Annotated in this window: 27 protein-coding genes; 14 read left to right on the top strand and 13 right to left on the bottom strand. The window is 65.6% G+C overall.

From position 1 onward, the window contains the following. Window positions 1–3: 3 nt before the first annotated feature. Together ACFC0O_RS15975 and ACFC0O_RS15970 are read right to left on the bottom strand one after the other, a co-directional pair. On the bottom strand, window positions 4–1227 hold the full coding sequence (locus ACFC0O_RS15975; RefSeq protein ID WP_375958357.1) for an amidohydrolase family protein: 1224 nt from the start codon (window positions 1225–1227) through the stop codon (window positions 4–6). Between the two features lie 53 nt (window positions 1228–1280). Beyond that, on the bottom strand, window positions 1281–1895 hold the full coding sequence (locus ACFC0O_RS15970) for a DedA family protein (RefSeq protein WP_375958355.1): 615 nt from the start codon (window positions 1893–1895) through the stop codon (window positions 1281–1283). Between the two features lie 83 nt (window positions 1896–1978). Here ACFC0O_RS15970 and ACFC0O_RS15965 point away from each other — a divergent pair, with 83 nt between their 5' ends. Further along, the gene (locus tag ACFC0O_RS15965) at window positions 1979–2911 is read left to right on the top strand and encodes a LysR family transcriptional regulator (RefSeq protein WP_375958353.1); all 933 of its coding nucleotides are present in this window, start codon (window positions 1979–1981) and stop codon (window positions 2909–2911) included. Window positions 2912–2918: 7 nt separating this feature from the next. Here ACFC0O_RS15965 and ACFC0O_RS15960 read toward each other — a convergent pair whose 3' ends face one another. Next, window positions 2919–4139, bottom strand: coding sequence for a methyltransferase (locus ACFC0O_RS15960; RefSeq protein ID WP_375958351.1), 1221 nt, complete (start codon window positions 4137–4139; stop codon window positions 2919–2921). Between the two features lie 251 nt (window positions 4140–4390). Here ACFC0O_RS15960 and ACFC0O_RS15955 point away from each other — a divergent pair, with 251 nt between their 5' ends. Then, the gene (locus ACFC0O_RS15955; RefSeq protein ID WP_375958349.1) at window positions 4391–5404 is read left to right on the top strand and encodes an amidohydrolase family protein; all 1014 of its coding nucleotides are present in this window, start codon (window positions 4391–4393) and stop codon (window positions 5402–5404) included. A 2-nt stretch (window positions 5405–5406) separates the two neighbouring features. Then, a complete protein-coding gene (locus ACFC0O_RS15950) occupies window positions 5407–5916 on the top strand; it encodes a DoxX family protein (protein WP_375958347.1) in 510 nt (169 codons plus the stop codon). Here the strand turns inward: ACFC0O_RS15950 and ACFC0O_RS15945 are convergent. Next, on the bottom strand, window positions 5870–6574 hold the full coding sequence (locus ACFC0O_RS15945; protein WP_375958346.1) for a GntR family transcriptional regulator: 705 nt from the start codon (window positions 6572–6574) through the stop codon (window positions 5870–5872). The two genes, ACFC0O_RS15950 and ACFC0O_RS15945, sit on opposite strands and share 47 nt — an antisense overlap. 85 nt (window positions 6575–6659) lie before the next feature. Here ACFC0O_RS15945 and ACFC0O_RS15940 point away from each other — a divergent pair, with 85 nt between their 5' ends. Both ACFC0O_RS15940 and ACFC0O_RS15935 read left to right on the top strand, forming a co-directional pair. Beyond that, a complete protein-coding gene (locus tag ACFC0O_RS15940) occupies window positions 6660–7925 on the top strand; it encodes a hypothetical protein (protein WP_375958344.1) in 1266 nt (421 codons plus the stop codon). Between the two features lie 11 nt (window positions 7926–7936). Beyond that, entirely contained in the window at window positions 7937–8419 is a 483-nt protein-coding gene (locus tag ACFC0O_RS15935) for a flavin reductase family protein (RefSeq protein WP_375958342.1), read from the top strand. Between the two features lie 433 nt (window positions 8420–8852). Here ACFC0O_RS15935 and ACFC0O_RS15930 read toward each other — a convergent pair whose 3' ends face one another. Next, on the bottom strand, window positions 8853–9353 hold the full coding sequence (locus ACFC0O_RS15930) for a hypothetical protein (protein WP_375958340.1): 501 nt from the start codon (window positions 9351–9353) through the stop codon (window positions 8853–8855). Window positions 9354–9608: 255 nt separating this feature from the next. Continuing rightward, a complete protein-coding gene (locus tag ACFC0O_RS15925) occupies window positions 9609–10073 on the bottom strand; it encodes a YybH family protein (RefSeq protein ID WP_375958338.1) in 465 nt (154 codons plus the stop codon). Window positions 10074–10336: 263 nt separating this feature from the next. On the opposite strand from ACFC0O_RS15925, the gene ACFC0O_RS15920 reads away from it, so the two are divergent. After that, on the top strand, window positions 10337–10825 hold the full coding sequence (locus ACFC0O_RS15920; RefSeq protein ID WP_375958336.1) for a hypothetical protein: 489 nt from the start codon (window positions 10337–10339) through the stop codon (window positions 10823–10825). Window positions 10826–10876: 51 nt separating this feature from the next. Here the strand turns inward: ACFC0O_RS15920 and ACFC0O_RS15915 are convergent, their stop codons facing one another. The 6 genes from ACFC0O_RS15915 to ACFC0O_RS15890 all read right to left on the bottom strand — a co-directional run bounded on the left by ACFC0O_RS15915 (window position 10877) and on the right by ACFC0O_RS15890 (window position 16377). Continuing rightward, entirely contained in the window at window positions 10877–11092 is a 216-nt protein-coding gene (locus tag ACFC0O_RS15915) for a hypothetical protein (protein WP_375958334.1), read from the bottom strand. A 710-nt stretch (window positions 11093–11802) separates the two neighbouring features. Continuing rightward, window positions 11803–12306 (bottom strand): GNAT family N-acetyltransferase, encoded by a 504-nt coding sequence (locus tag ACFC0O_RS15910; protein ID WP_375958332.1) that lies wholly within the window; start codon window positions 12304–12306, stop codon window positions 11803–11805. Window positions 12307–12387: 81 nt separating this feature from the next. Then, window positions 12388–12750 (bottom strand): hypothetical protein, encoded by a 363-nt coding sequence (locus tag ACFC0O_RS15905; RefSeq protein ID WP_375958330.1) that lies wholly within the window; start codon window positions 12748–12750, stop codon window positions 12388–12390. Between the two features lie 317 nt (window positions 12751–13067). Beyond that, window positions 13068–14537 (bottom strand): hypothetical protein, encoded by a 1470-nt coding sequence (locus ACFC0O_RS15900; protein WP_375958328.1) that lies wholly within the window; start codon window positions 14535–14537, stop codon window positions 13068–13070. 290 nt (window positions 14538–14827) lie between these two features. Beyond that, complete coding sequence (locus ACFC0O_RS15895; protein WP_375958326.1) at window positions 14828–15601, bottom strand: TIGR03084 family metal-binding protein; 774 nt, start codon at window positions 15599–15601, stop codon at window positions 14828–14830. Between the two features lie 83 nt (window positions 15602–15684). Beyond that, complete coding sequence (locus ACFC0O_RS15890; RefSeq protein ID WP_375958324.1) at window positions 15685–16377, bottom strand: CAP domain-containing protein; 693 nt, start codon at window positions 16375–16377, stop codon at window positions 15685–15687. Window positions 16378–16506: 129 nt separating this feature from the next. On the opposite strand from ACFC0O_RS15890, the gene ACFC0O_RS15885 reads away from it, so the two are divergent. After that, window positions 16507–17079: a hypothetical protein gene (locus ACFC0O_RS15885; RefSeq protein ID WP_375958322.1), complete on the top strand. Its 573-nt coding sequence runs from the start codon at window positions 16507–16509 to the stop codon at window positions 17077–17079. A gap of 44 nt (window positions 17080–17123) precedes the next feature. Here ACFC0O_RS15885 and ACFC0O_RS15880 read toward each other — a convergent pair whose 3' ends face one another. After that, entirely contained in the window at window positions 17124–17723 is a 600-nt protein-coding gene (locus ACFC0O_RS15880) for a TetR/AcrR family transcriptional regulator (RefSeq protein ID WP_375958320.1), read from the bottom strand. A gap of 56 nt (window positions 17724–17779) precedes the next feature. On the opposite strand from ACFC0O_RS15880, the gene ACFC0O_RS15875 reads away from it, so the two are divergent. From ACFC0O_RS15875 to ACFC0O_RS15845, 7 genes are all read left to right on the top strand, one after another. Further along, complete coding sequence (locus ACFC0O_RS15875) at window positions 17780–19141, top strand: flavin monoamine oxidase family protein (RefSeq protein ID WP_375958318.1); 1362 nt, start codon at window positions 17780–17782, stop codon at window positions 19139–19141. Window positions 19142–19152: 11 nt separating this feature from the next. Next, on the top strand, window positions 19153–20934 hold the full coding sequence (locus tag ACFC0O_RS15870; RefSeq protein WP_375958316.1) for a gamma-glutamyltransferase family protein: 1782 nt from the start codon (window positions 19153–19155) through the stop codon (window positions 20932–20934). Window positions 20935–21006: 72 nt separating this feature from the next. Next, window positions 21007–22149: a lipase family protein gene (locus tag ACFC0O_RS15865; protein ID WP_375958314.1), complete on the top strand. Its 1143-nt coding sequence runs from the start codon at window positions 21007–21009 to the stop codon at window positions 22147–22149. A 275-nt stretch (window positions 22150–22424) separates the two neighbouring features. Beyond that, complete coding sequence (locus ACFC0O_RS15860; RefSeq protein WP_375958312.1) at window positions 22425–23375, top strand: hypothetical protein; 951 nt, start codon at window positions 22425–22427, stop codon at window positions 23373–23375. 167 nt (window positions 23376–23542) lie between these two features. Beyond that, on the top strand, window positions 23543–23920 hold the full coding sequence (locus ACFC0O_RS15855) for a hypothetical protein (RefSeq protein ID WP_375958310.1): 378 nt from the start codon (window positions 23543–23545) through the stop codon (window positions 23918–23920). Continuing rightward, complete coding sequence (locus ACFC0O_RS15850; protein WP_375958308.1) at window positions 23917–24354, top strand: DUF4189 domain-containing protein; 438 nt, start codon at window positions 23917–23919, stop codon at window positions 24352–24354. Before ACFC0O_RS15855 ends, ACFC0O_RS15850 begins: the two co-directional genes overlap by 4 nt. Before the next feature lie 502 nt (window positions 24355–24856). Continuing rightward, window positions 24857–25066 carry a hypothetical protein gene (locus ACFC0O_RS15845; RefSeq protein WP_375958307.1) on the top strand — a complete coding sequence of 70 codons (210 nt, stop codon included), beginning with the start codon at window positions 24857–24859 and terminating at the stop codon, window positions 25064–25066. Window positions 25067–25096 lie beyond the last annotated feature (30 nt).

Raw genomic sequence — 25096 nt, 5'->3', positions numbered from 1 at the left:
GGTTCAGGCGTGCGCGTTGTCGACGACTACGACGCCGTCGCGCAGGACCTGGTGGATATTGGCCAGGGTGGTGATATCGGCGATCGGATCACCGTCGATGATCAGCAGATCCGCGCGTTTGCCCGCTTCGACCGTGCCGATCGTGTCGGCGTAGCCCAGTAGTTCGGCATTGGTCCGGGTCACCGCGACGAGGGCGTCGGCGGCGGGAATGCCCTGGTCGTGCACCATCATGATGAGTTCGTTGCGCAGCGCCCAGCCGTGCATGCCCGCCGAGTGGGCGTCCGAGCCGACACCGAGCGTCACACCTCGGTCATATGCGCGTTTGATCAGGTGGTTGCCGTATCGCAGTGTGCGCGCGTCGGTTTCGGGGGTGGCGTCGTGCTGATGGGCGACCATGGTGGCGACCAGGTACGCGCCGCGTTCGGCCATGAGCTCGAACAGTTCGTCGAATGCGCTGGGGTCGAGGGGTTCCGGTGCGCGCATGAGCAGGTGTTCGATATCGTCCGAACCCGCGCGCACCGCCTGCAGGGCGTCGGCGAGGGTCTCGGTATGGGTGACCACACGCAGTGCGCGGGCGTGCGCGGCGTCGATGATGGCGGCGGTGATATCCCACGGCATCTTCAGCTCGGGGCGCGGTGGGCCGAAGATCGCGTTGTTGGAGATGATGATTTTGATCAGATCGACTCCGGCGTCGGCCAATTCGTGCACCGCGTGCCGGGCTTCCTCGGCGGTCGTGGGCACCCGGGCCGCCTCGCGCAGTGCGACCGGATCGTTGAACCAGACGCTGCCGTTGGGGTGCCCGCCCTCGACCTGGAAGCTGGGGCCGCTGGTGAACAGGCGCGGGCCGATGAGCTCACCGCGTTCGATCTCATCGCGCACGGCGAGGCTGTCGGTGAGGAAATCGCCCAGGCTGCGTTCGGTGGTGACGCCGTGCCGCAGCGCGCCCGAGCGGGCGGCGGCGTAGTCGTCGGTCTCGGCGCGGCCGCCGAACGCGGGTGTGTTGCCGAAACCCAGTCCACCCAGATGCACATGCGCGTCGATCAGTCCGGGCAGTACCGTCCTACCGCCCAGGTCCACGATCTTCGCGTCGGCCGGGACACGCACATCGGTTCCCGCGGCGGTGATTTCGCCGTCGGTGACCACGATGGTGGCATCCGCGAGTGCGGGTGTGCCGGTGCCGTCGATCAGCAGCGCGTGCGTGTACGCGGTGACTGGATTGCTTGTCATAGGAATCCTCTCGGTGGGTGTGGTTGGGCCGGAATGCCTTCGGTGAGGCGGGTTCATTGCGCCGGTTGTTTGGCGGCGGGGCCGCGCACGAGTCGGCGGATGAGTTTGAACAGGATGAGGGGCACCAGCAGGATCAGCAGGCCCATGCCGACGTAGATAGCGAACTTCTGGAAGAACGGCCCGGCGAAGTAGCCGCCGATGATGAACAGCGCGCTCCAGAGTGTGGTGCCGGTGGCGCTGAACGCGACGAAGCGTGTGAAGGAGTAGCGCGAGGCGCCGATCATCAGCGGAATGGTGGTGCGCAGGAAGGGAATCCAGCATGCGAAAGCGGCCGCGGGTGCGCCGCGGCGGCGCAGTGCGGCTTCACCTTTGGTGAGCAGGCGGCGGAATTTGGAATCGGCGGGACGGCTGCTGATCCAGCCGTCGAATCGCCGTCCGGCCACGTACGCGCCGATCGGGCTGATGATCGCGCTGGCGATGATGACGATCAGCACCAGGGGCAGTGAGACCTGCCCGCTCGCGGCGAGAATTCCGGCCAGGACGAAGAAGGGTTCGCCCGGAATGATCATCCCGGTCGGTATCCAGAAGAGCAGCAGGGTCAAGGCGACGAACACGGCGTAGAGAACCGGTCCGTGCACGCCATCGAGCACGGCGGTGATGTCAACCATGCGTTCCAGTGTGATTACGCTGGGGTTATTCGTGAAATCATTGATCTGTATCCAGCCATCACCCAGACTGATACCCTTGCCGGATGTCTGCTCGCCCGGATCTGAATCTGCTGGTAGCACTGCATGCCCTGCTCGAAGAGCGGCATGTGAGCCGGGCCGCGGCGCGAATCGGGGTGAGCCAGCCCGCGGCCAGTGCCATGCTCGCGCGGTTGCGGCGGCACTTCGATGACGATCTGCTCGAACGCGTGGGCAACCACTACGAATTGACTCCGCTCGGCACGCAATTGCGCGAGCAGGCGGGCGGGGTCATGCAGCTCTCGGACCGGCTGTTCGACACCAAGTCCCAGTTCGATCCGGCCACCTCGGATCGCGAATTCGTGCTCACCGTCTCGGATTATCTGGTCGCCGTGCTCGGTCCCAGCCTGCTGTCGGCGTTCGAGGCGCAGGCACCGCATGCCTCGCTGCGGTTGCGGCAATTCATCAAACCCTCGGAGCTGCATTCCGACGCCTCGGCGCGATCCGAAGACGGATTGATCGCGCCACACGGTGCGTTCCCGCTCGGTGTGCCCAGTTCGAAGCTGTTCTCCGATGAGTGGGTGGCGCTGGTGGATAGGGACAATCCGATCGCCGAGCATCCGCCCACCGCCGAGCAGCTACCCGGATTGCACTGGGTGCTCGGACAATATGAGCCCGGTGAGCCGACTTTCATGATGCGCAGACTCGCGGAGCGCGGTGTGCTGATACGCCCGCGCGCGGTCATCGATCGCTTTGTGGCGCTGCCGTTACTGGTGGCGGGCACCGATCGGATCGCGATCATTCAGAAGCGGCTCACACAGGCGATCAACCTGCCGCCGACACTGCGGGTGATCGCGTGCCCGTTCGATGCCGGGCCGATCAACGAAGCGCTGTGGTGGCATTCGGTGCACACTTTCGATTCGGGGCATCAGTGGTTCCGGACGCTGGTGCGCGATACCGCCCGCGCACTCGATACCCCGGCCGAGACCGGGGCATCCTGAAGCGAATTCAGCGTTGCGGTGCCAGCCGCCACAGCATGGTGCGCTCGAGTGCACGCGCGGCATGCAGCGGATCGGTGTCATCGGCCGCGCGCGAATGGCGGGGTGCGGTCTCGTGGGTGCCGAGCACCTCGAGACCGGCGGCGGCGATGCGGGCGAGCAGTTCCTCGCGGGTGCGCAGGCCCAGGTGTTCGGCCAGATCCGACAGGATGAGCCAGCCTTCACCGGGTGCGGTGAGATGGTCGACGAGTTCGCCGAGGAAGCGGTTGAGCATGTCGGAGGCGGCGTCGTAGATGCCCAATTCCAATGCCGAGGTGGGGATTCCGGGGAGCCACGGCGGGTTGCACACGATCAGATCCGCGCGGGTGGTGTCATCGGGCCACAGGTCGGCTTCCGTCACGTGGACCTGGTTGTCGAGGCCGAGCAGGCGGATGTTCTCGTGCGCACAGCGCACCGCGCGGGGGTTGAGGTCGGTTGCGAGAACCTGTCGTGCGCCGCGCCGCGCGAGCACTGCGGCGAGGACTCCGGTGCCGGTGCCGATATCGAAGACCAGCGGGTCAGCGACCGGAAAGGGAATGGCGGCAAGGAGATCGATGTATTCGTCGCGGGTGGGTGCGAAGACGCCGTAGGCCGGGTGCAGGCGACCACCGACGGCGGTGATGTCGATGCCCTTGCGGTGCCACTCGTACGCGCTCATGACTCCCAGGAGCTCGGGCAGTGAGATAACGGTTGTCTCGCGGGAGATTTCGCCGAGCTCGTGCGCGGGTTCCCCGTAGGCGTGTTCGCAGGCCGCGCGCACATCGGGTGCGCGGCCGAGGTCGATCGAGCGATCGACCTCGAGCTCGATCAGCACGCTGCCCAGGAGTGCGGCTCGCCGCGACCGGGTTTCACGCTGTGCGTGAAAGACCGCGCCGAGTTCCCCGCGCACCGACGCCGGGGGCGATCCCTTGGCGGAACGCCGATCTCCCGATGCCGATTTCCCGGACCGGCGGCCGGCCGGAGGAGTCGATTTCCCGGCCAGGCGTCGATCCATGGCGCGCAGCAGATGCCGGGCGTTGTGGAAGTCGCCGCGCCAGAGCAGTCCGGTGCCCGAGCGGGCCAGTCGCAGGGCGTTGTTCGCCGAGGTGCTGTCGTCGATGATGACGATCTGCGCCGCGGCGGGGGTTCCGTTCTCCGAATGCCAGCGGGCAGTGTGGAGGGTGTCGTTCTCGGTCCAGCTGATCGTGGACATGTGGCTCCCGTGCGGGTCGAAGGTGTCGATGGCCGACGACGCTTCGGTGGGAGCAGGGCGTGGCTACCTGAGGAAATGCGGCAACACCACGTGCTCCTGTGCCGAAGCGCGGAAGCGGCGGTCGCCCAAAACCAGGCCCATGTTCACTGCGGATCAGTACCTTCCGATCGGATACGGGGTCAATTCTCGCACGTCTGTGCTGATGGCCCGGAGCTGGGAGTGCTCAGCGCATACTTTCGAATGTTTGATAGATGTGCGTATTCTTCGCGACTATGCGCATAGATTTTCATAGTCACTACCTTCCACCGCGCTTCTTCGACACGATGGACTCCCTCGATGCCCGGGCGCGGGTGGACTCCTTCGCGCATTACGGCGCACATCTGACCGCCGCGGCGCGGCGGCAGTTCGCCGCGGGCGACGCCGCGTTCATCGAGCGGTGGATCGGCGATATGGATTCCGCCGGAATCGATCTCACCGTGATGAGTGTGGGCGCGGTGCAGCCGTACTTTCCCGATGCGGGCTCGGGGATCACCGCGACTCGCTACGCCAACGAGATGATGCGCGAGGCGGTGACTGCCGGTGCGGGCCGATTGGGCGCGTTCGGGAGCCTGCCGCTGCCGCATATCGCCGCCACGCTCGCCGAGATCGACTTCTGTTTCGACGAATGTGGTTTTCGCGGTGTGAATCTGGGCCCGTCGGTCGCCGGGCGCCCCCTCGACGCTCCCGAGTTCGACGATATCTGGGCGGCGTTGAACGAGCGCTCGGCCACGGTGTTCCTGCATCCGGGAGCGACCCCGCAGATGGCGCCGGGGTCCGCGGAATTCATGCTCACCCCCGCGTTCTGCGGGCCGACCGAGATGGCGGTCGCGCTGTGCCGGCTCGTTGCGGCCAAGGTGCCGTTGCGTTTTCCGAATGTCCGGGTGATCGGCGGGATCACCGGCGGGACGATTCCGTATCTGTTCGGGCGGTGGGATCGCGGGCTGCGGGCCACCGATCCCGAACTGCACGCCGAACTCGGTGGCGTGCTGGGTCAGCTGCGCAGATTCTGGTATGACACCAGCCTCATCGAGGATCCGTATCTGTTCGGCACAATGCGGGATTCGCTCGGGCTCGATCGGCTGGTACTCGGCAGTGACACCCCGCGCGAACCCGCCACTGTCGCAGTCGATCTGGTCCGCAACGCCGAACAACTCACCGCGGCCGAGAAAACCGCGATTCTCGATATCAACGGGGCCGCCGCGTACGGCCTGACGGAAGGACGCTGACAATGGATGCGGGACTGCTGTTTCTGCGGGTGGCACTCGCTGTGCTGATCGCGGGCCACGGGTGCCAGAAGCTGTTCGGGTGGTTCTCCGGCTCCGGACCGCGGGGCACCGGGGCGGTGTTCGAGAAATGGGGATTGCGGCCCGGGCCCGCGATGGCTGTTGTGGCCGGTGCGACCGAGGTGCTCGGTGCGGTGCTGTTCGCGGGCGGGTTGTTCACCGCCGCCGGGACCGCGCTGATCGTGGGCACCATGGTGGTCGCGGTGGCCATGACGGCGGCAAATGGGTTGTGGGCCAATAAGGGTGGCTGTGAGCTCGCGCTGCTGTACGGCCTCACCGCGTTCGGGACCGGGCTCGCCGGGCCCGGCCGGTATTCGCTCGATCACGCGCTCGGGCTGGAGCGATTCGCCGGGCCGGGCTATGTACTGGGCGCGTCGTTCCTCGCGCTCATCGGCGGCGCGGGCTTGGTTATCCTTGCGCGGCTGCGGACGGCTCGGGAAATTCCCGCGCAATGACGATCTCGTCGGCCGCGCGTTGAATATGTTCGCGCAGTAGCGTTTCCGCGCGGTCGGCGTCGTGGGCAAGCGCCGCGTCCATCAGGTCGCGGTGCTCAGTCGTGATGCGCGCCAGTGCCTCATCGGCGGGGCTGCGGATGGGGGACCAGCGGCGGTACAGGGCGGACACGTCGCGCAGGCGGGCGGTGCCGTCGTGCATGTACACATTGCTGCATCCGGCCAGCAGTGTCATGTGGAAGTCGGTGTGGGCGGTATTCCATGCCGGGCTGAATGCCGTGCCGTCCTCGGCGAAGTACGGGGTGCGTTGCAGAACATGGTGCGCGGCAACGACTTCCGATTCCCAGCGGGTCGACCCCGCCAGCACCGAGACGCGGATGAACTGCGGTTCGATGAGCGTGCGGACCTGGGTGAGCTCGGCGAAATCGCGTGCGGACAGGGCGATGACGCTGAAGCCCTGATTGCTGACCGTGGTGACGATGCCCTGTTCGACCAGCCGGGCCAGGGCCTCGCGCAGCACGCCCACGCTCACCGCGTGGGCCGCGCCCAGTTCGGGGAAGGTGAGTCGCTGCCCGGGGATCAGGCGTCCGGCCAGGATGTCCGCGCGGATCGCCGCGGTCACCGTATCGGCACGTGAGCCTGCGCCTTTCACCTTGGACATGTGCGTACTGTAGCTGATTTCCCGGACGCGCATATTTAGCTAACTTTCGAAACTTGGTTGACGTTGCGCACATCTGTGGTGTCTCATGGGGTGGCACCACAGTTACGGCGAGTTGCCCGACGGGGGAGATCCGGTCACCGCCACTTTCGACGGGAGAGTCATGCAAGACGTATTGGATCCTCAGCTCGGCGCGGTGCATCCGCTCGTGGCCCGGGCACAGGAGCTGGTGCCGGTGCTGCGGGCACGCATCGCCGAGACCGAGGAGCTGCGCCGGCTACCCGATGCCACCGTGGCCGATAGTGAGGAGCTGTTCGGGCTGCTGTTGCCCGAGGCGCTCGGTGGCGCGGGCGCGGGACCGCGCGAATTCGTCGATGTACTGCGGGTTTTGGCGCAGGGTGATCCCTCGGCGGCGTGGACGCTGTCGTTCTTCATCGCGCACGGCTGGATGCTGGCGCGCTGGCCCGAGCAGACCCAGCGCCAGGTATTCGCCACGCCCGGACCGCAGTTGGTGGCGGTCGCGGCGAATCCGCCCGGGCGGGCGGTGCGCGTGGAGGGCGGGTTCCGGCTCTCGGGGCGCTGGGCGTACTGCTCGGGCGTGCTCAACGCGAACTGGGTGCAGTTGGCCGCCAGGATCGAAGGCGAGGATGAGCTGCGGCTGTTCCTGCTGCCGCGGTCTGTGGTCGAGGTGCCCGACACCTGGGATATGGCCGGGATGAAGGGCACCGGCAGCAACAATGTCATCGTGGACGACGAATTCGTCGCCGAGGATTTCAGCCTCGAACTCCACGACTGGCTCTCGCGCGACAATCCGGCCGCGGCGCTCTACCCGGAACCGTTGTACTCCTACGATATTCGCGATCTGCTGGTCTTCCTGTTGCCCGCGCTGCTGCTGGGCGCGGGGCAGGCGGTGGTCGGCGATTACCGTGATCGCCTGGACAAGCGGCGCGAGGCCTTCGGCACTCGGCTGACCGGCGATACCGCGGCCGGTCAATTGCGTTACGCGCGAACGGTTTCCCAGCTCCGTACCGCCGAGGCCACCCTCGATCGCGCTGTCCGGGAAACCATCGAGGTCAATGCGGCGAGCACCGCGTCCATGAGCGATGAGATGCGTGCGAACATCAAACTCGATTGCCTGTCGGTAGGCCGCCTGGCGTGGGACGCCATCCAGACCGCCGTGCGCGGTTCCGGTGCCGCCATCTACCAAACCCAGGACCCGACCCAGCATTTCCTGCGCGATGTGGAGGTGATCCTGGGCCACCTCACCATCGACGAGGACGGCATGCTCGCCCAGGCGGGTCAGGTCCTGCTCGGCCGCGCCACGGGCGATACGGCCACCAAGAACTTCACCTGATCGGAGCAAAGATGCTGTCCGAGGACACGTTTCGCAATTTGATGGCCGGTGTCTGCGGCCCGGTCACCATTGTCACCACCACCGACGGCCAGGTGCCCTTCGGCGTTACGGTGAGTTCCTTCGCCTCCCTGTCCCTGGCCCCGCCCATGATCAGCGTGGCCCTGGACCACCGCTCCGGCCTGCTCCCGGCCATCTTGAGCACCGAGCGCTTCGGCGTCAACGTCCTCGGCTCGGACCACGACCGCATAGCCATCACCTTCGCCCAACGCGGTGCGGACCGATTCGCCAGCGTCCCTTGGCAATTGGACAACGACCTCCCACGACTGACCGACGCCCCCGGCTGGCTCGCCTGCCACCTCCACCAAGCCATCGACGCCGGTGACCACATCCTGCTCCTGGGTGAAGTGAAGGCCGCCGAAACCCGCACCGCCGCCCCACTGGTCTACGGCTACCGCACCTTCGGCACCCACTCCGCCTACGCCAACCGCCCCTAACCCCTCGGCCACACCCCGATCACCCCCGATCCCGTTGTAGCCGAACCCATCTCGCGCTCCGCGGCTGCCCCACATCACCGCGAGCGCGGGCCGGAACCGAACCGACTTCATCCCGCCGCGCCACCATCACCCGCGCCCTGCCCGGCACCGGGCGATGGCCGGCCGCCGGAATGCCCCCTCGGTCCCGGCCACGGCGAGCTCCGCGACCCGGCTCGCCGTGCCCGATGGCCTCCCACCGCCCTTCTTGTTCCCGGTGGGAGGCCATCGCGGCAGATTCGGAGTAACAACGCCGTTCGCGATCGTGCGGAACGAATCCAATCGGCAACAGCCCGCGGCCATGAGTTCGTATCTGCTCGGTGGTCCTCAGCGGCCGCCCATGGCGGTTCGGTGCAACACGACACCCGCAGGCGTGGCTTGCAGTTGGACTGCACACTCAATGCGTGATCGCGGCTAACCAGACAGTTGCCAGCAGTGAGCAAATGGCACCCAGCAGGAGCCATGTCGCTGTGCGGAGCATGCGATATCGGTGGCCATGGAGGTCAGCGGCCCGCCACAGTTCGACGACGGCTCCACGCAATTGTTGCTCCGGCGATTGATTCATGACGGCTTCCCTAAATGCCTCTACGGTCGGCCACTTGCGCCGGATCCCCGGGTAGTAGTAGAGAGCCGATGCGTCATCGCGCGGTCCAAAGAACCGTAAGTCTTTGCGCCGCAAAGTGATCAATGCCATCGATGCGAACATGACCGACCCGGCGACGAATACCAAGGCGCTTAATGACGTGCACAGCATCGCTATGTTCGGTCGACGTGAATCCCTGAACGAGAACGATAGGGCTGTACCGGCGATCACGAGCGCGTTCGTACTCAGCACCGCACCCGCCCGCGTCGATACCGCAGCACGCAGCTGATCTTCTCTGGCGATATGCCACCGCACAGCGTCGAGTGTGAGTCCCCTCGGCCTGCCAGCAGGTCCCCCCAATGTCATCATCGCATTGTCGGACACGCGCACCGTCGAGGTAAAGGCTCGCTTTCCGCAAACCTAGAATCGGAGGCCATGCATTAAACGCGTTGCCGCGCAACAGAATCAAAGAAGCGCTCCGGACCACGGCACTTCCGGGAACCTTGATCTTCGGATTCCCTTGACCGCAGGTGTCGACTGGAGCTACCCCAGTTGGTTTGCCAGGCCTCGTCAGTGGGCGGCAGGTTCGGCCGCCGGTGGTCCTGCGCTTCCCGCCACATTCGTATTGTGCACCGAGCAGACCCACCAGTTGTCGTCGTGCTCGGTGAAAACCCATGTCCCGCGGTTGGTGACCGCGAAATCCGGTGTCCGCAGTGTCTGCTCGACATTGACGATCGCATGTCCACCGGCGAGCAGCCGGACGGCCAGGATGTCGTAATGTGCCTCGGCATCTGGGCTGTTCCGCATCGCGAACTGGTGATAATCGTGCAGCTCATCCCAGTTCCGAACCATCTCACCTGCCGGATTGATGAACACCACGTCATCGGTGAACACACTGTCGAACGCAACGGCATCCTTGGCCCCGAGCGCGGCCTCGAGCCGCCCGAACACCCCCGCGATCGCGCTGAGCACGGCATCCTGATCCGTTGCGACGACGCCGGCCGTCGGCCGCGCGCCGTGAGTATCGACAGTCATCGCTCCAACATACGGCTATAGGTTCCGGGTGTGATCGCGTACCACGTCGGCTGCCGCCGGTCGGCCGCGATCGGCGTGCGCCGGTGCGACATCGCCTTCAGTCGCCGCAGTCATCGACTCCGCCCGCTCACCCGAAGGGTGCTCGGGCGAGCATCGAACCGCCTACCGAGCCCTCACTCATCCGGTGTTGGCCAGCCCCTGAAAGTGAGGGCTCGGGGAGTCATAACGCGGTGCGCGTCCGGTGCGACATATGAGGCATGAGAATGAAAAACGTTTCCCTGCAACAGTTCACGTTCCGCACGGGTGTGGTCGCGGCGGCGATGGTGGCCGCGTGGGGTGGGTTCACCGGGACCGCCGGGGCCAACCCCAGCGATCCGGTTGCCCAGTTCACTCCGACGCTGACGCGGGTTCCGGGGTCCGATTGTGCCGCGATTCTCAATGCCGAGACCGTGGCGCAGCCGCAGTCGGGGACGTTCGGGGTTCGGTTGAAGATCACCCAGACCGGGGAGTCGTGCGGGGCCTATTACGTCACCGTGCATTGGCGGAATGTCGGCACCGGGCTGACCAGCGGGCAGTCGCAGCGCGTTGAGGGCGGCACGGTGGTCGGGCTGCCGGACAATGTGATCACCGGTATGGGGATGGCGCCGGGGGCCGGGAAGGTGGAGGCGTGGCTCGACACATACTCCGAGGTCTATCCGCAGAACAAGGACCTCGAGCACATCGCGGGCCGCACGACGTTCACGCTGGGCTGAGCGCGCGGCCACATCATCGGGGTAGCAGCGGCGCGAGAACAGGCTGATACCTCAGAGGAATACGCGCGCGATCTCGAGCCACCTCTGGGCTTGGGGGCCGGTGGCTGTGAGATCGGTGGCGGTCAGGGGTCTGCGGTGGGTGACTCGCAGACAGAAGTCGAGGGCGCTGCCGTGGACGCGTTGCTGGGCGTCTTCGGGGCCCCACATCCAGGTTTCACCGGTGGGGGCGGTCAGCTCTACTCGGAATAATGTTGGGGGAGTACGCAATTGGGCCGCTTAGAACGATCGGGGCATCCCTGCCACGCCCAGTGCGGCAATGTGGCGGAGGCGGCCGGTCGGGGACTGCGCACGTCGTCATCCGTCATGATGGCAGCTCGTCGATAAACAACGGATCCTGACACCCTTCGATGTGGATCGGCCGCCGGGTCGAGCCTCCGTTCGTAGGCATGGCGGTTCCGGCGACGCCACCCCGGGCGAAATCTTCCCGATTGACACGAGGTACTGGCGGCTTGCTGTGGCCACATCGGCGACGAACGGGACGCGCACCCGGTCACGAAGCTCGCGTGTCCTCTAGCCGAACTACACCTCACTCAGCGTCGATACCCGAGGCGCGGGAGCTTGGACATGACTCGGCAGCACGTGATCACGTGCATCGACACCTGGTGCAGTGCTGCGCGCCATTTCCCGACTGCTGCAACGAGTCTCCGGGTGCTGCAATAGACCGACTCGCTGCCGCGCAAGTCGAGGCAATTGAGCTGCTCCACATGTGAGAAAGCGCCTCCGATGAACTCGTTCACGGAGCATGGTGGCGGCTGGCCGAATTGGCGAACAAGTGGAGCGATTACGTCGGCGCGGTTGTTACGGGCAGTCACTCGCCCAACAGGTCCGCACCGAAGCGGGGAGGGACAATAGACTTCGGTTATTCGGCGCGTGGGGTGGCTTGTGGTCCATCGGAACTGAAACTGGGCGGCTTGCGGTTATTGATCCATGACCCAGTACATGCCGCGACCGGATTCGGCGGGGGCCCGCTTAGCACGGGGCTCGATCCGGTCTAGACGGTAGCCGAGGCGGCGTGCGACAGCCGCACTGCGGAAGTTGGCTTCATCGCAGTGGATTTCGACCCTGTCGACTCCTGGCAGTGCGATCGCGATCTGAGTCAGCGCGGCCGCACTGCGGGTCACGACACCGCGACCGATGTGCTCGACGTGGCACCAATAGCCGATCTCCACGGCCGGTGGACCGAGGCAGTCGTGCAGGCCGATCGCACCGAGCACCCTGCCGTCGGTGTCGAAGATGCCGTAGTTGAAGCCTCGATCGGGAGTTGGCCACCCATAGGCGACGCGTTCACCGAATGCACGTTGGCTATCGAGTGTGGGCGGCTCGGCGAGCCAGTCCATCCACGGATGGATGTGCTCGTACGACCTCGTAATCGCTTCGAACCGCAGGATCAGATCCTCCGGTTGCCAGCGTCGTATCAACATATCCTCCACCATGATTCGCTGAGGTGGGCAAACGCCGGGCGCGAGGGTCGGAGGCAATTGTGGATCCATGTGGGATCGAACCTACGACCGCGTCCAGGAGAGTCTTGGTACGGGGCCTGAGAATGCGCATACCGAGACCCGACGGGTGTTGTCGATGGTAGCGGCGCGGGCCACCAGGTCACCGCGGATGATCTCCACACCGGAGTAGACCACGTTGTCGATCGTGAGCGCGGTCTCCACATCGATCGCGTCCGCAGCCAGTAGATCGATTGGTCCGTCCGCGTCGTCCAGTCCGGCCCGGAAGGCGAATCCGCCCAATGCACACGCCGCGAATAACTGCAGCGTGTCCTGACCGTTGATGAGATAGGTCTCGACCGAAATCGGCGGTGTCCTGCCGTGGATCGCGACCGCGTACAGCAGATCATTTCGACTGGACAGACCCATCCCAAATGGCCCCGCCCCCTCGGGCACAGCGACAGGTGCCCCCAATCGCATTGCCGCGTCCAGTGGGCTCAGCGGGGACGGGCGAAGGGACGGGTCATGCGATACATAGCTCGGTCCGGAGAACACCGTCACGTCAACGCTCCTCTTTGGTGTGCCTACCTCGTCGAGTGTCCACGGTATCCGGTCATGCGGGTTGGGTTAAGGTCTGATTCCGCCGAGCATGTACCCGAAAACAATTGAGGCAGTGAGCGTCTCGAGGCGGCATCACGGAGACATCGGCGAAAGGAACGACGTCGCCGCTCAGCTCGCCACTCGACTCAGGTCGATTCGGTGCGGCCCGGTCGCTCCGGCTTTGCTGCGGGCTGGTTCAGAAGCCATGCCCGCACACGTATGAGTTGGCTGCGGAGATGCCCCAATCCGTCCTGGTCGCCCTTGCGAAGAGCCTCGAGGACATGGGAATTCGACTTCCACAGCGCTCGGATTTCGTCAGCGTCGTTGTTGTACCGAGCCGTCTCGAGCTCCAGGACGATGCCCGTGGCACGTCGTCGAAACCGCTCCTGTGAGCTCAACTTGATTGGCATATCGCGCTTCGGTGGAGGAGGGGTTCGCCCTCTCTTCCGCTTCGAGTCCTTTACGCCTGTACGTGCCGCAGCCCCGGAAGCACTCGCTTTCATCTCCCGGTTCGGCTTCTTCTCCGTCCTCGGGCCCTGCCGTGGAGCTGACGGATGGTGAACATGCCATCTCATGATGACCCGGAGCTGCTGCTTCTCATCGTACAGAGACGAATCGGCGAGCCTGTTCAGGAGGGGCTGCTGTGCGGCTCGAATTGCCCTGGCGGCCTGCCAGTCATCTCGTGCCATCGCGGCCGCGAGATCCCGAAGCACCGGCCGAACTTTGGCGGCCAGCCAAAAACCTGAGATCGGCGTATTCTCGGCTGCCTCGATTGATTCGAATGGCCACACGGGGACTGTCGCGAGGAGGCCGGTAGCGCTCGAGTCCGCCGCAGTCGCGAACAACACGGTTCCGCTTGCGGTGATCAGGCAGTCATGCAGGGGAATCCAGTCGGACACAGATCCGTAGGCCTCCTTGCGCACCAACACTTCTCGCGCACCGTTTCGGAATTCACATCGTGCGCGTAGGACGTAACCGTCTCGATCCTTGAGAGCTTCGACGGGACCTGAGACACCCTGACCGAATATCCATTGGATGTTTTCGAAGCTGTGTCTGAGTTCTCCATCCTGAACACGCCACACGTCTTCGGCGAGATCCATGAACTGCACTCGGACAGCGGTCCTGTCCCCTCGAAGGAGAACAGATGCGCATCGACCGTTGCTGATGTCAATATCCGTACGCTGGGCGCGGTGGAAATTCCCTCCGTTGCGCCGGGCCAGAAATACCAGCCCGTTGTAAATGAAGAGGTGATCCGCGCTTCCAGGTGACAGCCCGTCATGCCGTGGACACACCGGGCCATTCGGGCGATGGGCGAAGTGAGCGACCTTCAGATCCTGACGTGACCGCCGCACCAGCAGTGGCCAACCGCATCCGCCAAGATGAATCCCGCAGGAGAACCCGCTTTGCCGATGCCTGCGCAGGACATCGCTAGCGCCGGCGTAGTCGAGGGGAAGATATACGGGCTCGGTCGAATCTCGGCGGCCGACAACGGCTGTCCGGATGAGGCGGCCGTCATACATCGTGCGCTCGTCTTCGGCGATATTCACCGGCTCGATGCCGGGCGGGGTCCGCCGGTCGCGCGGATCACCGTCGTACTTCTCGAAGGGACTCCACATGCCGTCAGACCGACTTCGATGTTCCCATCAACTCCACCATTGTCGTGAGACGACGCTTCCCATTCGCTCGCATGCGGGTCCTCCGGGGTCTTCGTGACGCTGCCGGACCAGTGTGCATCACCCATTGCGGTCTGCGCATCCAGTGCCTGAGCGACACGAACCCCTGTTGCGGGATCGAATCCGTGTAACAGCAGCATGTTTCGACGAGCTTGGACAGTGATCCAATGGTTTCGGTCGGCAAATCGGCAGTCGTTATACCCCTACCGGTAGAACCGACAACCGCTGATAGCTCAGAGGAAGACGCGGGCTATTCCGAGCCATTTTTGGGCGTCGGGACCGCTGGCTGTGAGGGTGGTGGCGGGGAGGGGTCTGCGTTGTGTGACTCGGAGGCAGAAGTCCAGGCCGGTGCCGTGGATCTGTTGTTCGGCGCCTTCGGGGCCCCATGTCCAGGTTTCTCCGGTGGGGGCAGTCAGCTCAATTCGGAATGGGGTTGGGGGAGTGGGCAGTTGAGCTGCGTAGAACGACAGGGGCACCCCTGCCACGCCCAGTGCGGCGATGTGGCGGAGGCGGCCGGTTGGGGGATGCGTGACACTGAGGGTGTCGTAGATGTCCTGGCCGTGGGCCCAGGTCTCCATCAGGCGCAGCGGGATCATCAGCTGCGGGGTCAATTGCGAGCCGTACCAGGGGAATTCGTGGGTCGGGGGTATCTCGCCGAGGGCCGTGGCCAGCTCGGTTCGACCGGTTCGCCACCGGTGCAACAGTTCTGATCGCGGCAGAGCCGCTCCCTCGGCGGCGACCAGGTCGGCATGGGCGGGGCCGTCGGCGTCGGCGCGTTTGAGTTCGCCGTCGAAGGCTTGGGGGTCATGCAGCGCGTTCAGGGCGTTCGCGTCGGCGGCAGCGAGATGGGCGATCTGGTGGGCGATCGTCCATCCCGCGGCGGGGGTGGGCAGGGTCCAGTCGGGGTGGGCCGAGACCAGGTCGTCGAGCTCTTGGCCTTCGATTATCAAGTCGGGCAAGGCGATATCGCGCTTCACCTCGGAGAGGTCGAGGCCGTAATCCAACATCCGGTACCACCTTCACACGCGTGGACGAACTCGATCACTTCCACCCTAGTCGCGAATCGTGAGAGGGGCTGCAGGGCAGGGGTTCAGCTGCATCCGGCGAATTGCTGGACGAAGGTGCCCGCGGGCTTGGCCGCATCGATGCCGGGGCGGGCCGCGCCCGAGCGGACGCCGACGCCGAGTTTGGTGACGTTGCGGTCCAGGATGTTCGCGCGGTGGGTGGGGCTGTTCATCCACCAGGCGACGGCGGCTTTGGCGGTGGTGAATGACTCGGCATCCCAACCGGCGTAGAGGTTTTCGGACCAGCGGTTGACCTCGTGACCGTCGCCTTTGTAGTACGTGCAAGGGTTGTTGGACTGGACACGCTGCTGGACCTGGGTGTTGACCGGGACGCCCGCGAGGTCCGGGTCATCGTGGAAGTTCGCGCCGTCGGTCCACCATTGGCGGCCTTCGGCGTGGCGGGCGAATACGGCGGCGCTACCGGACAGGTCGTCGCTCCATTTCAGTGCGGGGACACCGGCATTGGCGCGTTCGACATTGGTGAGGCAGAACACGGCGCGCTGGACCTTGTCGAACTGATCGTTGAGGGCGAACATCGCGCCCACGGCATTCTTGGGGAACTTGTCTTCGAAGTGCTTGTAGCCGTAGACCGGAAGCTCGTCGTCCGCGCAGACCGAGGATGCGGTCGCGGTCGCGGCGAGGTGGGGGACAGCGGTGAGGGCGGTGGTGGCGGTAATGGTCAGCGCCAGCATGGCACCGCCGAGAATCTTGCGGCTCATGTTCTGCTCCGAGCGATATGAGAACCAAAGGGCTCGCTGAGCATGCGCAGCCGGACCAATGGCCCACCAACGAGATTCCAATGAACCCGCGACCGGACCGGTGGAATAGCGAGCGCTACAGTCCACTGCGTGGACCAGAGTCACGAATTCTCGACAGCGCCGACCATCTTTCGCTCGTCGTGGGTGCGCTGGGTCGAGTTGGTGGCGATGGGCCTGATGGCGATCGCGGGCGGCGCGCTCCTGCTCGTCACGACCGGCGACGGGTCGACGCTGACGTTTCCGGTGCTGGCTCCGATCGTCGCCGGAACCCTCGCGCTGTTGCTGGGACTGCACCACATCGTGCGTCCCGCACCCGATCTGGTCGTGGACGATCAGGCGGTGACGCTCAGCCCATTCGGGCGGATGCCGTGGGCCGCGATAGCGCGCGTCCATGTGATCACCGCGCACGGCGCGAGATACCTGGCGATCGAGCCGGTCGAGTCCAGCCCGAAGCTCACCCGACGACGGTGGCCCCGATGGGTTTACGGCCCGGTCGGCAGGTTCACCACCGGTTACCCGATGACCATTTCCGAGCGCTGGCTGCGCCCGATATCGCTGGACGATATCGCCGTCGAACTACAGGCCCGGCACCCCGATCTGGTGATCGAGCGATCCGAGCGCGGATTCTGGCGTGCCAATTCCCGGCGACAGCAACGATCTTGACCTCGCGAAGCGACACCGCCCGCGTCTGATGGGCAGCCCGCACCTCACGAATTGTTCAGGCGCAGTGAGCTGATCATGTCCAGCGCGATCAGTCCCGCATCGTGGCGCGCCTGTGCGGTGTCGTCCGATTCGGCTATGCCCCACGCCATTTCGGTGAGCGCGCCGTAGATCGCGCGCACGAGCAGGTCGGGGGAGCGGGGCGGGAAGACGTCGGCTCGGATCAGCTCGTCGACGAGAGCGCGGACCAACCCCAGCATGTGACGCCCGTCGAGTTCGCGCCAACGAGCCCAGCCCAGCGCGACCGGACCCTCCTGTAGCACTATGCGCTGATACGGAACGCTGGTGCATTCGTCCAGGAACGCCTCCAGCGCGCGCAGGCCGTCCTGCCAGGGGTCGCCGCCGGTCAGTGCGGCGGTGAGGCGTTCGGTGAGTTCCTGTTCGATCTCCTCGAAGACCGCTTCGAACAAGCCCTGTTTGCCGCCGAAGTGGTGATACAGCGCGCCGCGGGTCAGCCGGGCCGCCCGCGCGATCTCCTCGGCCGACAGGTCCGTGTAGTGCCGTTCGATGAACAACCGTCGCCCTGCCTCGAGCAGGGCCGATCGCGTCGCTTCGGCGTATTCAGCGCGTAGTCCCTTGACAGCCACATCGGCAATAGTACTCTCACATACATCGTGTATTTGAGATGCAAGGTGTATGCCAAATGGTAGAGCTCAAAGATGTCATCGTTATCGGGGCGGGGGCCGCCGGGCTGACCGCCGCCCGCGCTCTCGCCGCGGCCGGGCGCGAGGTGGTCGTGCTCGAGCCGCGCGATCGGGTGGGCGGGCGCACGCTCAATGTCGAAGTGCCGGGCGGTAATTCGCATGTCGAAGTGGGCGGCATGTGGGTCGGACCGGGCCAGGATCGGGTGCTGGGGTTGGCATCGGAACTGGGATTCGGCACCTACCCCACTCATGACTCGGGCGTGCACCTGGGCGAATTCGGTGGGCGGATCACCCGCTATCAGGGACGCATTCCGCGGCTGAATCCCTTGGTACTGGCCGATATCGGCCTCACCCAGCTGCGCCTGGACCGGGCCGCGCGGCGCGTTCCGGTGGATGCGCCCTGGACGGCCCCGCGCGCCGCCGCGCTCGATGGCCAGACCTTCGGCACCTGGCTGGAGAACCACGCGCACACCGCGACCGGTCGCGCATTCTTCCGCCTGGTGACCAATGCGGTGTGGTGCGCCGAACCCGAGGAGATGTCGGCACTGTGGGCACAGTTCTACATTCACTCCGCCGGGGGTATCGACGCGCTGATCAATACGACCGGCGGCGCGCAACAGGATCGACTGGTCGGGGGCACACAGGGACTCTCGATCGCCATGGCCGAAAAGCTCGGCGAGAGTGTGGTTCTCGATGCTCCGGTCACCGAGATCGAGTGGAGCGATACCGAAGCTGTTGTGCGAGCGGGGAATCGGCAGTGGCGTGCCCGGCACGTGGTCATCGCGGTGCCGCCGCCGCTGGTGTCGCGGATCCGGTTCTCCCCGGGTCTGCCCGCCGCGCGGAACCATCTGCTGCAACGGATGCCGATGGGCTGGACCATCAAGGTCAATGTCGTTTATGACGAGGCGTTCTGGCGCGCGCAGGGGCTGTCCGGGCAAGCCAACAGCGATCTGCGCGCGCTCGGCACCGTCTTCGACGCGAGCCCACCTGATGCGGAACCCGCTGTCCTGGTGGGCTTTCTGGAAGCAGGTCACGCCCAGGCCGCCGCACGCCTGACCCCCGATGAGCGCCGCGCCCTGGTACTGGACGATCTGGCCGCCTACTTCGGCCCCAAGGCCCGCAACCCGGCCCACTACATCGAGCAGGATTGGGCCGCCGAGCCCTACACCCTGGGCTGCTACGGCGCATTCGCGACTCCGATGACGTTGACCCGCTTCGGTTCCGAACTGCGCCGCCCGGTCGGCCCGATGCACTGGGCCGGAACCGAGACCGCGACCCGCTGGGCGGGATACATCGACGGCGCCATCGAATCGGGGCAACGCGCCGCCCGAGAAATCCTCGACCACGCGCACGGCAACTGAAGGATTCACACATGACTACGTTCACCACCCGCCCCACCTTGCAGGGCACGTTCGGCATGGTCTCCTCCACGCATTGGCTGGTCTCGGCGACCGCGATGGCGGTGCTCGAGGACGGCGGCAACGCCTTCGACGCGGCGGTGGCCGGAGCCTTCGTGCTGCATGTGGTCGAACCGCATCTGAACGGCCCGGCGGGTGAGGTCCCGATCATCCTGGCCCCAGTCGGACAGGCACCGACGGTGTTGTGCGGGCAGGGTCCCGCACCGGCGGGCGCGACGATCGAGCACTACACCGGCCTCGGACTCGATATGGTGCCGGGCACCGGTCCGCTGGCCGCGGCGGTGCCCGGGGCGTTCGATGCCTGGATGGTGCTGCTGCGCGATCACGGCACCAAATCCCTTGCGCAAGTGCTGGATTACGCCATCGGATACGCCGAGAACGGTCACCCCGTGGTGGAGAACGTCTCGGCCACCGTCTCGGCGATGCAGCACCTGTTCGAGACCGAATGGACCACATCGGTGCCGGTGTACCTGCCCCATGGAAAGCCGCCCGCGCCAGGGGAATTGCTGAAGAATCCGGTGTTGGCGCAGACCTGGCGGCGCGTGATCGCCGAGGCCGAAGCCGCGAGCACGGACCGCGACGTCCAGATCGAGGCCGCGCGGCGGGTATGGCGCGAGGGTTTCATCGCCGAGGCACTGGCCGCGTGCGCAGCGCGACCGGCCATGGATACCTCGGGACAGCGGCACGCGGGCACCCTCACCGGTGCTGATCTGGCCGATTACAGTGCGACGTACGAGGATCCGGCCACCTATACCTGGAACGGCTGGACGATCGCCAAGGCGGGGCTGTGGAGCCAGGGGCCGGTGTTCCTGCAGCAGCTCGCCCTGCTGCCCGAGGAGCTGGAGTACGGCACACCCGACTACTACCATGCGCTGATCGAGGGTTCGAAGCTCGCGATGGCCGATCGGGAAGCCTGGTACGGCGACAGTACCGATATCACCGTCGAGGCTTTACTCGACCCGGCCTATAACGCTGCGCGCCGGGCGTTGATCGGAGGTGAGGCGTCGTACCAGCTGCGGCCCGGCAGCCCGGGCGGGCGGGTTCCCGTACTCGGCCGGCATGCGAATCACGCTGTTCCCGAAGCGATTCCGCTGGGAGCGGGCGAGCCCACGGTATCGCGCACCGGTGCCACTCGCGGAGATACCTGCCATATCGATGTGGTGGACCGCTGGGGCAATGTGGTTGCCGCGACTCCCAGCGGGGGCTGGTTGCAGTCCAATCCCGTTGTGCCCGAACTGGGTTTTCCGCTCGGCACGCGTTTGCAGATGGCCTGGCTCGAACCGGGACTGCCGAATTCGCTGGTGCCCGGCCGTCGCCCGCGCACCACGCTGAGCCCGTCGCTGGCGCTGCGCGATGGTGAGGCGGTGCTGGCCTTCGGCACGCCGGGCGGTGATCAGCAGGATCAATGGAGTCTGCATTTCTTCCTGGCGGTGGCCCTGCGCGGGACGGTGCGCGGTGGGTGGGATCTCCAGGGCGCGATCGATGCGCCGAACTGGCATCAGGACAGTTTCCCGGGCTCGTTCTATCCGCACGCGATGAATCCCGGTGGGGTGGGCGTGGAGTCGCGAATCGGCGATGACGTCATCGCCGAGCTGCGCCGGCGCGGGCATCAGGTGACCGTGGGTGAGCCGTGGTCCGAAGGGCGCATGTGCGCGGTGGCCCGCGATCCCGCGACCGGTGTGCTGTCCGCGGCCGCCAATCCCCGTGGGATGCAAGGGTATGCGGCCGGTCGCTGACCGCTTCGTCGAATCTTCGGCGAGTTCGCTCGCACCTCATAACTGAAAAACTCTCTCGAACAAGGAGTTTCCATGCGAGGCATGGCTCTCGCGGCGCTGGTCGCTGCGGCAACGACAGTGACTCCCGCCCTGGCCGCGGCCCAGCCGACGGAGGTTCCCGGAACGATCGTGCGATCCGAACCCCTGGCCGAGTCCGATCTGATTCCCGGTGCGGCCCAAGGCTATCGGGTCATCTACCGCACCACCGGTCAGAACGGTGAGCCGCAGATCAGCGGCGGCAGTATCTTCCTGCCCGCGGGAGACGCTCCGCCCGGCGGATGGAAAGTGGTGTCCTGGGCGCACGGCACCAGCGGTATCGCCCAGGGATGCGCACCCAATCTGACCGGCGGCATGGCCGATACGTTCAACGAACGACCCGAACTGACGCACTATCTGTCCCAGGGCTACGCGGTCGAAGCCACCGACTACATCGGACTCGGCGCACCGGGCTTCTACAACTATCTCGCCGGGCACGCGGACGGCCACGCGGTCCTCGACATCGTCCGAGCCGGGCACGCCGTGGATCCGGAACTCTCCGAATCCTATGTGCTGGCAGGACATTCCATCGGCGGGCATTCGGTGCTGTTCGCCGCGCATTTGTCACCGACCTACGCCCCCGAACTCGATCTGCACGGCACCGTGTCCTACGCCCCGACCAGCAATGTCGAACAACTCATTGCGGCGCTGGCCCAGCCGGGCCTGCCGGAGGTGTCGGCCCTCGACGGGTTCCGCACCCGGCTCATCATGGTGCTCGCCGGTCTGGACCACACCCGCCCCGACCTGCGTCTCACCGACTACCTCAGCCCGCTGGGCCGCCGCTTGATAGCCATCGCCCAGGCCGAAATCGATTGCAAGGACTCACTCGAAGAGGCCGCAGCAGGCCAGCCCATCGGAGAGATGTTCTCCCGGCCACTGTCCGATCCGGCGATCACCGCCGCGCTGACCGACTACCTCGCGGTCCCGGCAACCGGCTACCACCAGCCGGTACTACTCCTCCAAGGCGCGTCGGACACCTTGCAGCCCATACCCACCACTCTGGCTCTGCAACAACAACTTCAGCAGGGCGGCACCGACAGCCGACTCCAGATCTATCCCTCGGCCACCCACTTCACGGTCCTGACCCAGTCCGCCGCCGACACCGAATCGTTCCTGGCCACCGTCCTTCCGACCCGCTGAGTCGTGGAATCGACTCGTGTCCAATGCGTGCCGACCGATCCGCCCGGCGGTCGATGGGTTGGCGGCGGCGGGCCGCCGTGGGTCGCCTGTGGCAAGATGCGCGGCGCGGGCAAGGCGGGTGCCCTGCTCGGGGATTGAGAATTGGGGAGGGATTGATGTCCGGGATCAAACGCAGCTATCGGTGGCCGATCGGCTGCATCCTCGGGGGTATCACGATGATCGCGATCGCAGTCGGAAGTCTGCAAAGCGACGCCCCGGTCTGCGGGAGTCTGACAATGCACGAGGGTGACACGTGCGTATCCGGGAACAGTTCCCGGACTCTGGAGGAGAAGAAGAGCTCGGGCAGGACCCTGGGCTACATCTTTCTCGTGCTCGGCATCGCGACCTCGGTCGGGGGTGCCATCGGTACCTACTCGGCGGCCCAGCACAACGCGGGCGTGAGCCAGGCGGGAGTGGGCTCGACCCGGACCGCGAGCGCGGCGGAGCGTCGACGGCGGCCGGCATTCTTTGCCGGGCAACAACGTTCGAGGGCTCAGGCCCAACAGGACGCAGACGCCGATCGGATCGCCGGGGTGCGGGCAACGGTGATGGACGAGGGCGAGTTGCCACCGCCGGAGCAGATGTGGGGACGATGGGCCGCGATCGCGGCCGTGCTCGCGGCAGGTGGATACGAGGGCATTCGCGTGCTCTCTGCTGCTGCTCTCGATGTCGAGTTGTCCAGCGGCAGAGGAGGATCGACGTTGCATTTGCTGCCCGGCGGCGGGGTGGTGTTGTCCGGCGGGATGGCTTCCTCGCCGGAGATGGCGGCAATACAGGATGAGAGCCGTCCGCTTCCTGCCCTGTATGCCGGTGCGCCCGCGGAGATCTGCGATGAAGTGCTCGATCCGCGCGCTGCCCGCCGTGAATTGACGTTCGTGTACTGGTGGGATCCGGCGTTGGCGCGGTGGTGCAAGGGCGAGTCCGCGGCCGTTGCCGAATACGCGTGGCGAGTTGTCCCGGCATTCTGGGATACCCCGGGTGCGGTCAAGATGCTGGCGGCAATGGAATGTGTGCGCGGGCAGAACGCCACGGCGATCGAGGCGTTCGTCGACGCGGCCGTTTCCCGCACGGTGACCCGCGAGCATCTGGTCGCGGTCCTGGACCCGATGACGGATCTCAAGGCGGGAATGCGCGCGCTCACGCTCGCCGGGGTCGCAGCGGACTCCGCGGCGACCTCCAGCCGTTAGCGGGGCTGTTTCGGCTGACCTCCGGCTGATGTGGCGTTCGTCGAGTCCGGGTCCGTGGGTGCTTGATCGCGCGGCGGGCAACACTTCTGGGAGGCGGGGGCAGTGCTCGATGGTTGTTCCCGCCGGTCGCACTACGGTCTGTCACCGGAGTTGGGCACTCTGCGTTTGTGGTTTCTTATCTACAGCGATACGTCGGTGGCGACTACGAGGGCGTATGGGAAGAGCTTCGACACCTCGGCCCGATTCCCGAGAGCCAGTTCGAGGACTGCACGGCCGTCGCGAGGGAGACAATGCAGCGGGTTGCGAGACACGTTTCGCGTCTTGCTGAGCAACTGACCGATCTCGGGCTGGTTTCCGATAGCCCTCTTTTGGAGCCACCCACCGCTGCGGATCATGCGGAGCTCGACCCGCTCGCCGGTGAAATCGGCACACTTCCGATCGCTCTCGACGCCTACCAGCGATACGTCGGCGGATTGGACATCGTCGTACCGGTCGACCAAGATCGGACCGTACTGCAAAGCGTTGTGGGAGGGGACTTTTCTTGAAGTCGACAGCACGAAATTACGCCGTGGTGGTCATTGCGGCGACTGCGGTCACGGTGATGGGTGGTCCGGTCGCCAGTGCCGAGCGTGGTCCGGGTGGGTATTACGGTGCCATCGCCGCGACGACCGATATGCAGGGTGGCAGTGGTTGGGGTGCGGCGTGGAACTATCCGAGCGCGGACGCCGCTGAGCGTGACGCGATGAGCGAGTGCAATGACCGGCGTTGTGAACTGACTGTGAGCTGGTCCAATGGCTGCGGCTCGGTCGCTGAAAGCCAGGGCAAGGTGTGGCATCGCGGCGGGGTAGGAGCCACGCGGGAAGAGGCTGAGCAGAACGCGCTGAACAAGCTGCGTGAGCTGACCAACCAGCCGCCCTCGGGAAGTTCCGCGGGCACTCACGACGACGGGCACATCCTGGTCACCAAGTGCACCAATTGATTACTCGGATTCCCTTGCGCCGCAGGTGATCTCCTGGGCCACCGGCGCCGGAGCTCGGCCCGATATGGACTGCGGCGCGACCGACGCCTCGGCCATTTGAAGGCGTGGCATATGGCCGCCCTGCCCCAGGGACATCGGTCTGGACGATCTCGTCGCCGAACTCTCCGTACCCTGAGAGTCTCTGCGCCCCTGGGGTTTACCTGACTCCAGGGGTGCGTCGGTGCCGTGCTGCGACCGCGATGACCACTGCGGCTCCTACCATTGTCACCAGCGAGATCAAACAACCACCACCGCCGCCTTGGATGCGACGGCTGACCTCGTGATTGTTCATTGCGCGACGCAGATTTCCGCCGGAAACACTGCCCCAGTCCGTCGGCATGATCCACCGCTTCCTTCTCTATCGACACGCGGCCGAGAGGTCCTCCTCATTGTCGCTGACTTCATCGCCGAATTCCATCCAGGTGGGGCCACCACGGTAAGCGTGACGCTTTACCGTGGTGGCATGGCGAAACTGAACATCACCCTTCCGGATGCGACCGCCGAGGCTCTGCGCGCGAGTTCGGACGGCAACGTCAGTGCCGAGATCAACCGGGCCGTTCTCCAGCGGCTCGCGGACAAGGAGTTGCGGCGCATCGCCGCGCACGAACAGCAGAACCCGTCGAAGTACCGCGATACCGACTTGGCGCGAATCGGTATGGGCATGCCCTTGTGAGGAACTGCGCCAGGGCGATATCTCTACCAT

Origin of the sequence: Nocardia sp. NPDC056100, from assembly GCF_042266325.1 — a bacterium.
Classification (GTDB): domain Bacteria; phylum Actinomycetota; class Actinomycetes; order Mycobacteriales; family Mycobacteriaceae; genus Nocardia.
Note: the sequence above shows the minus strand (reverse complement) of the source record. Positions and strands in the feature narration are given on the sequence as shown.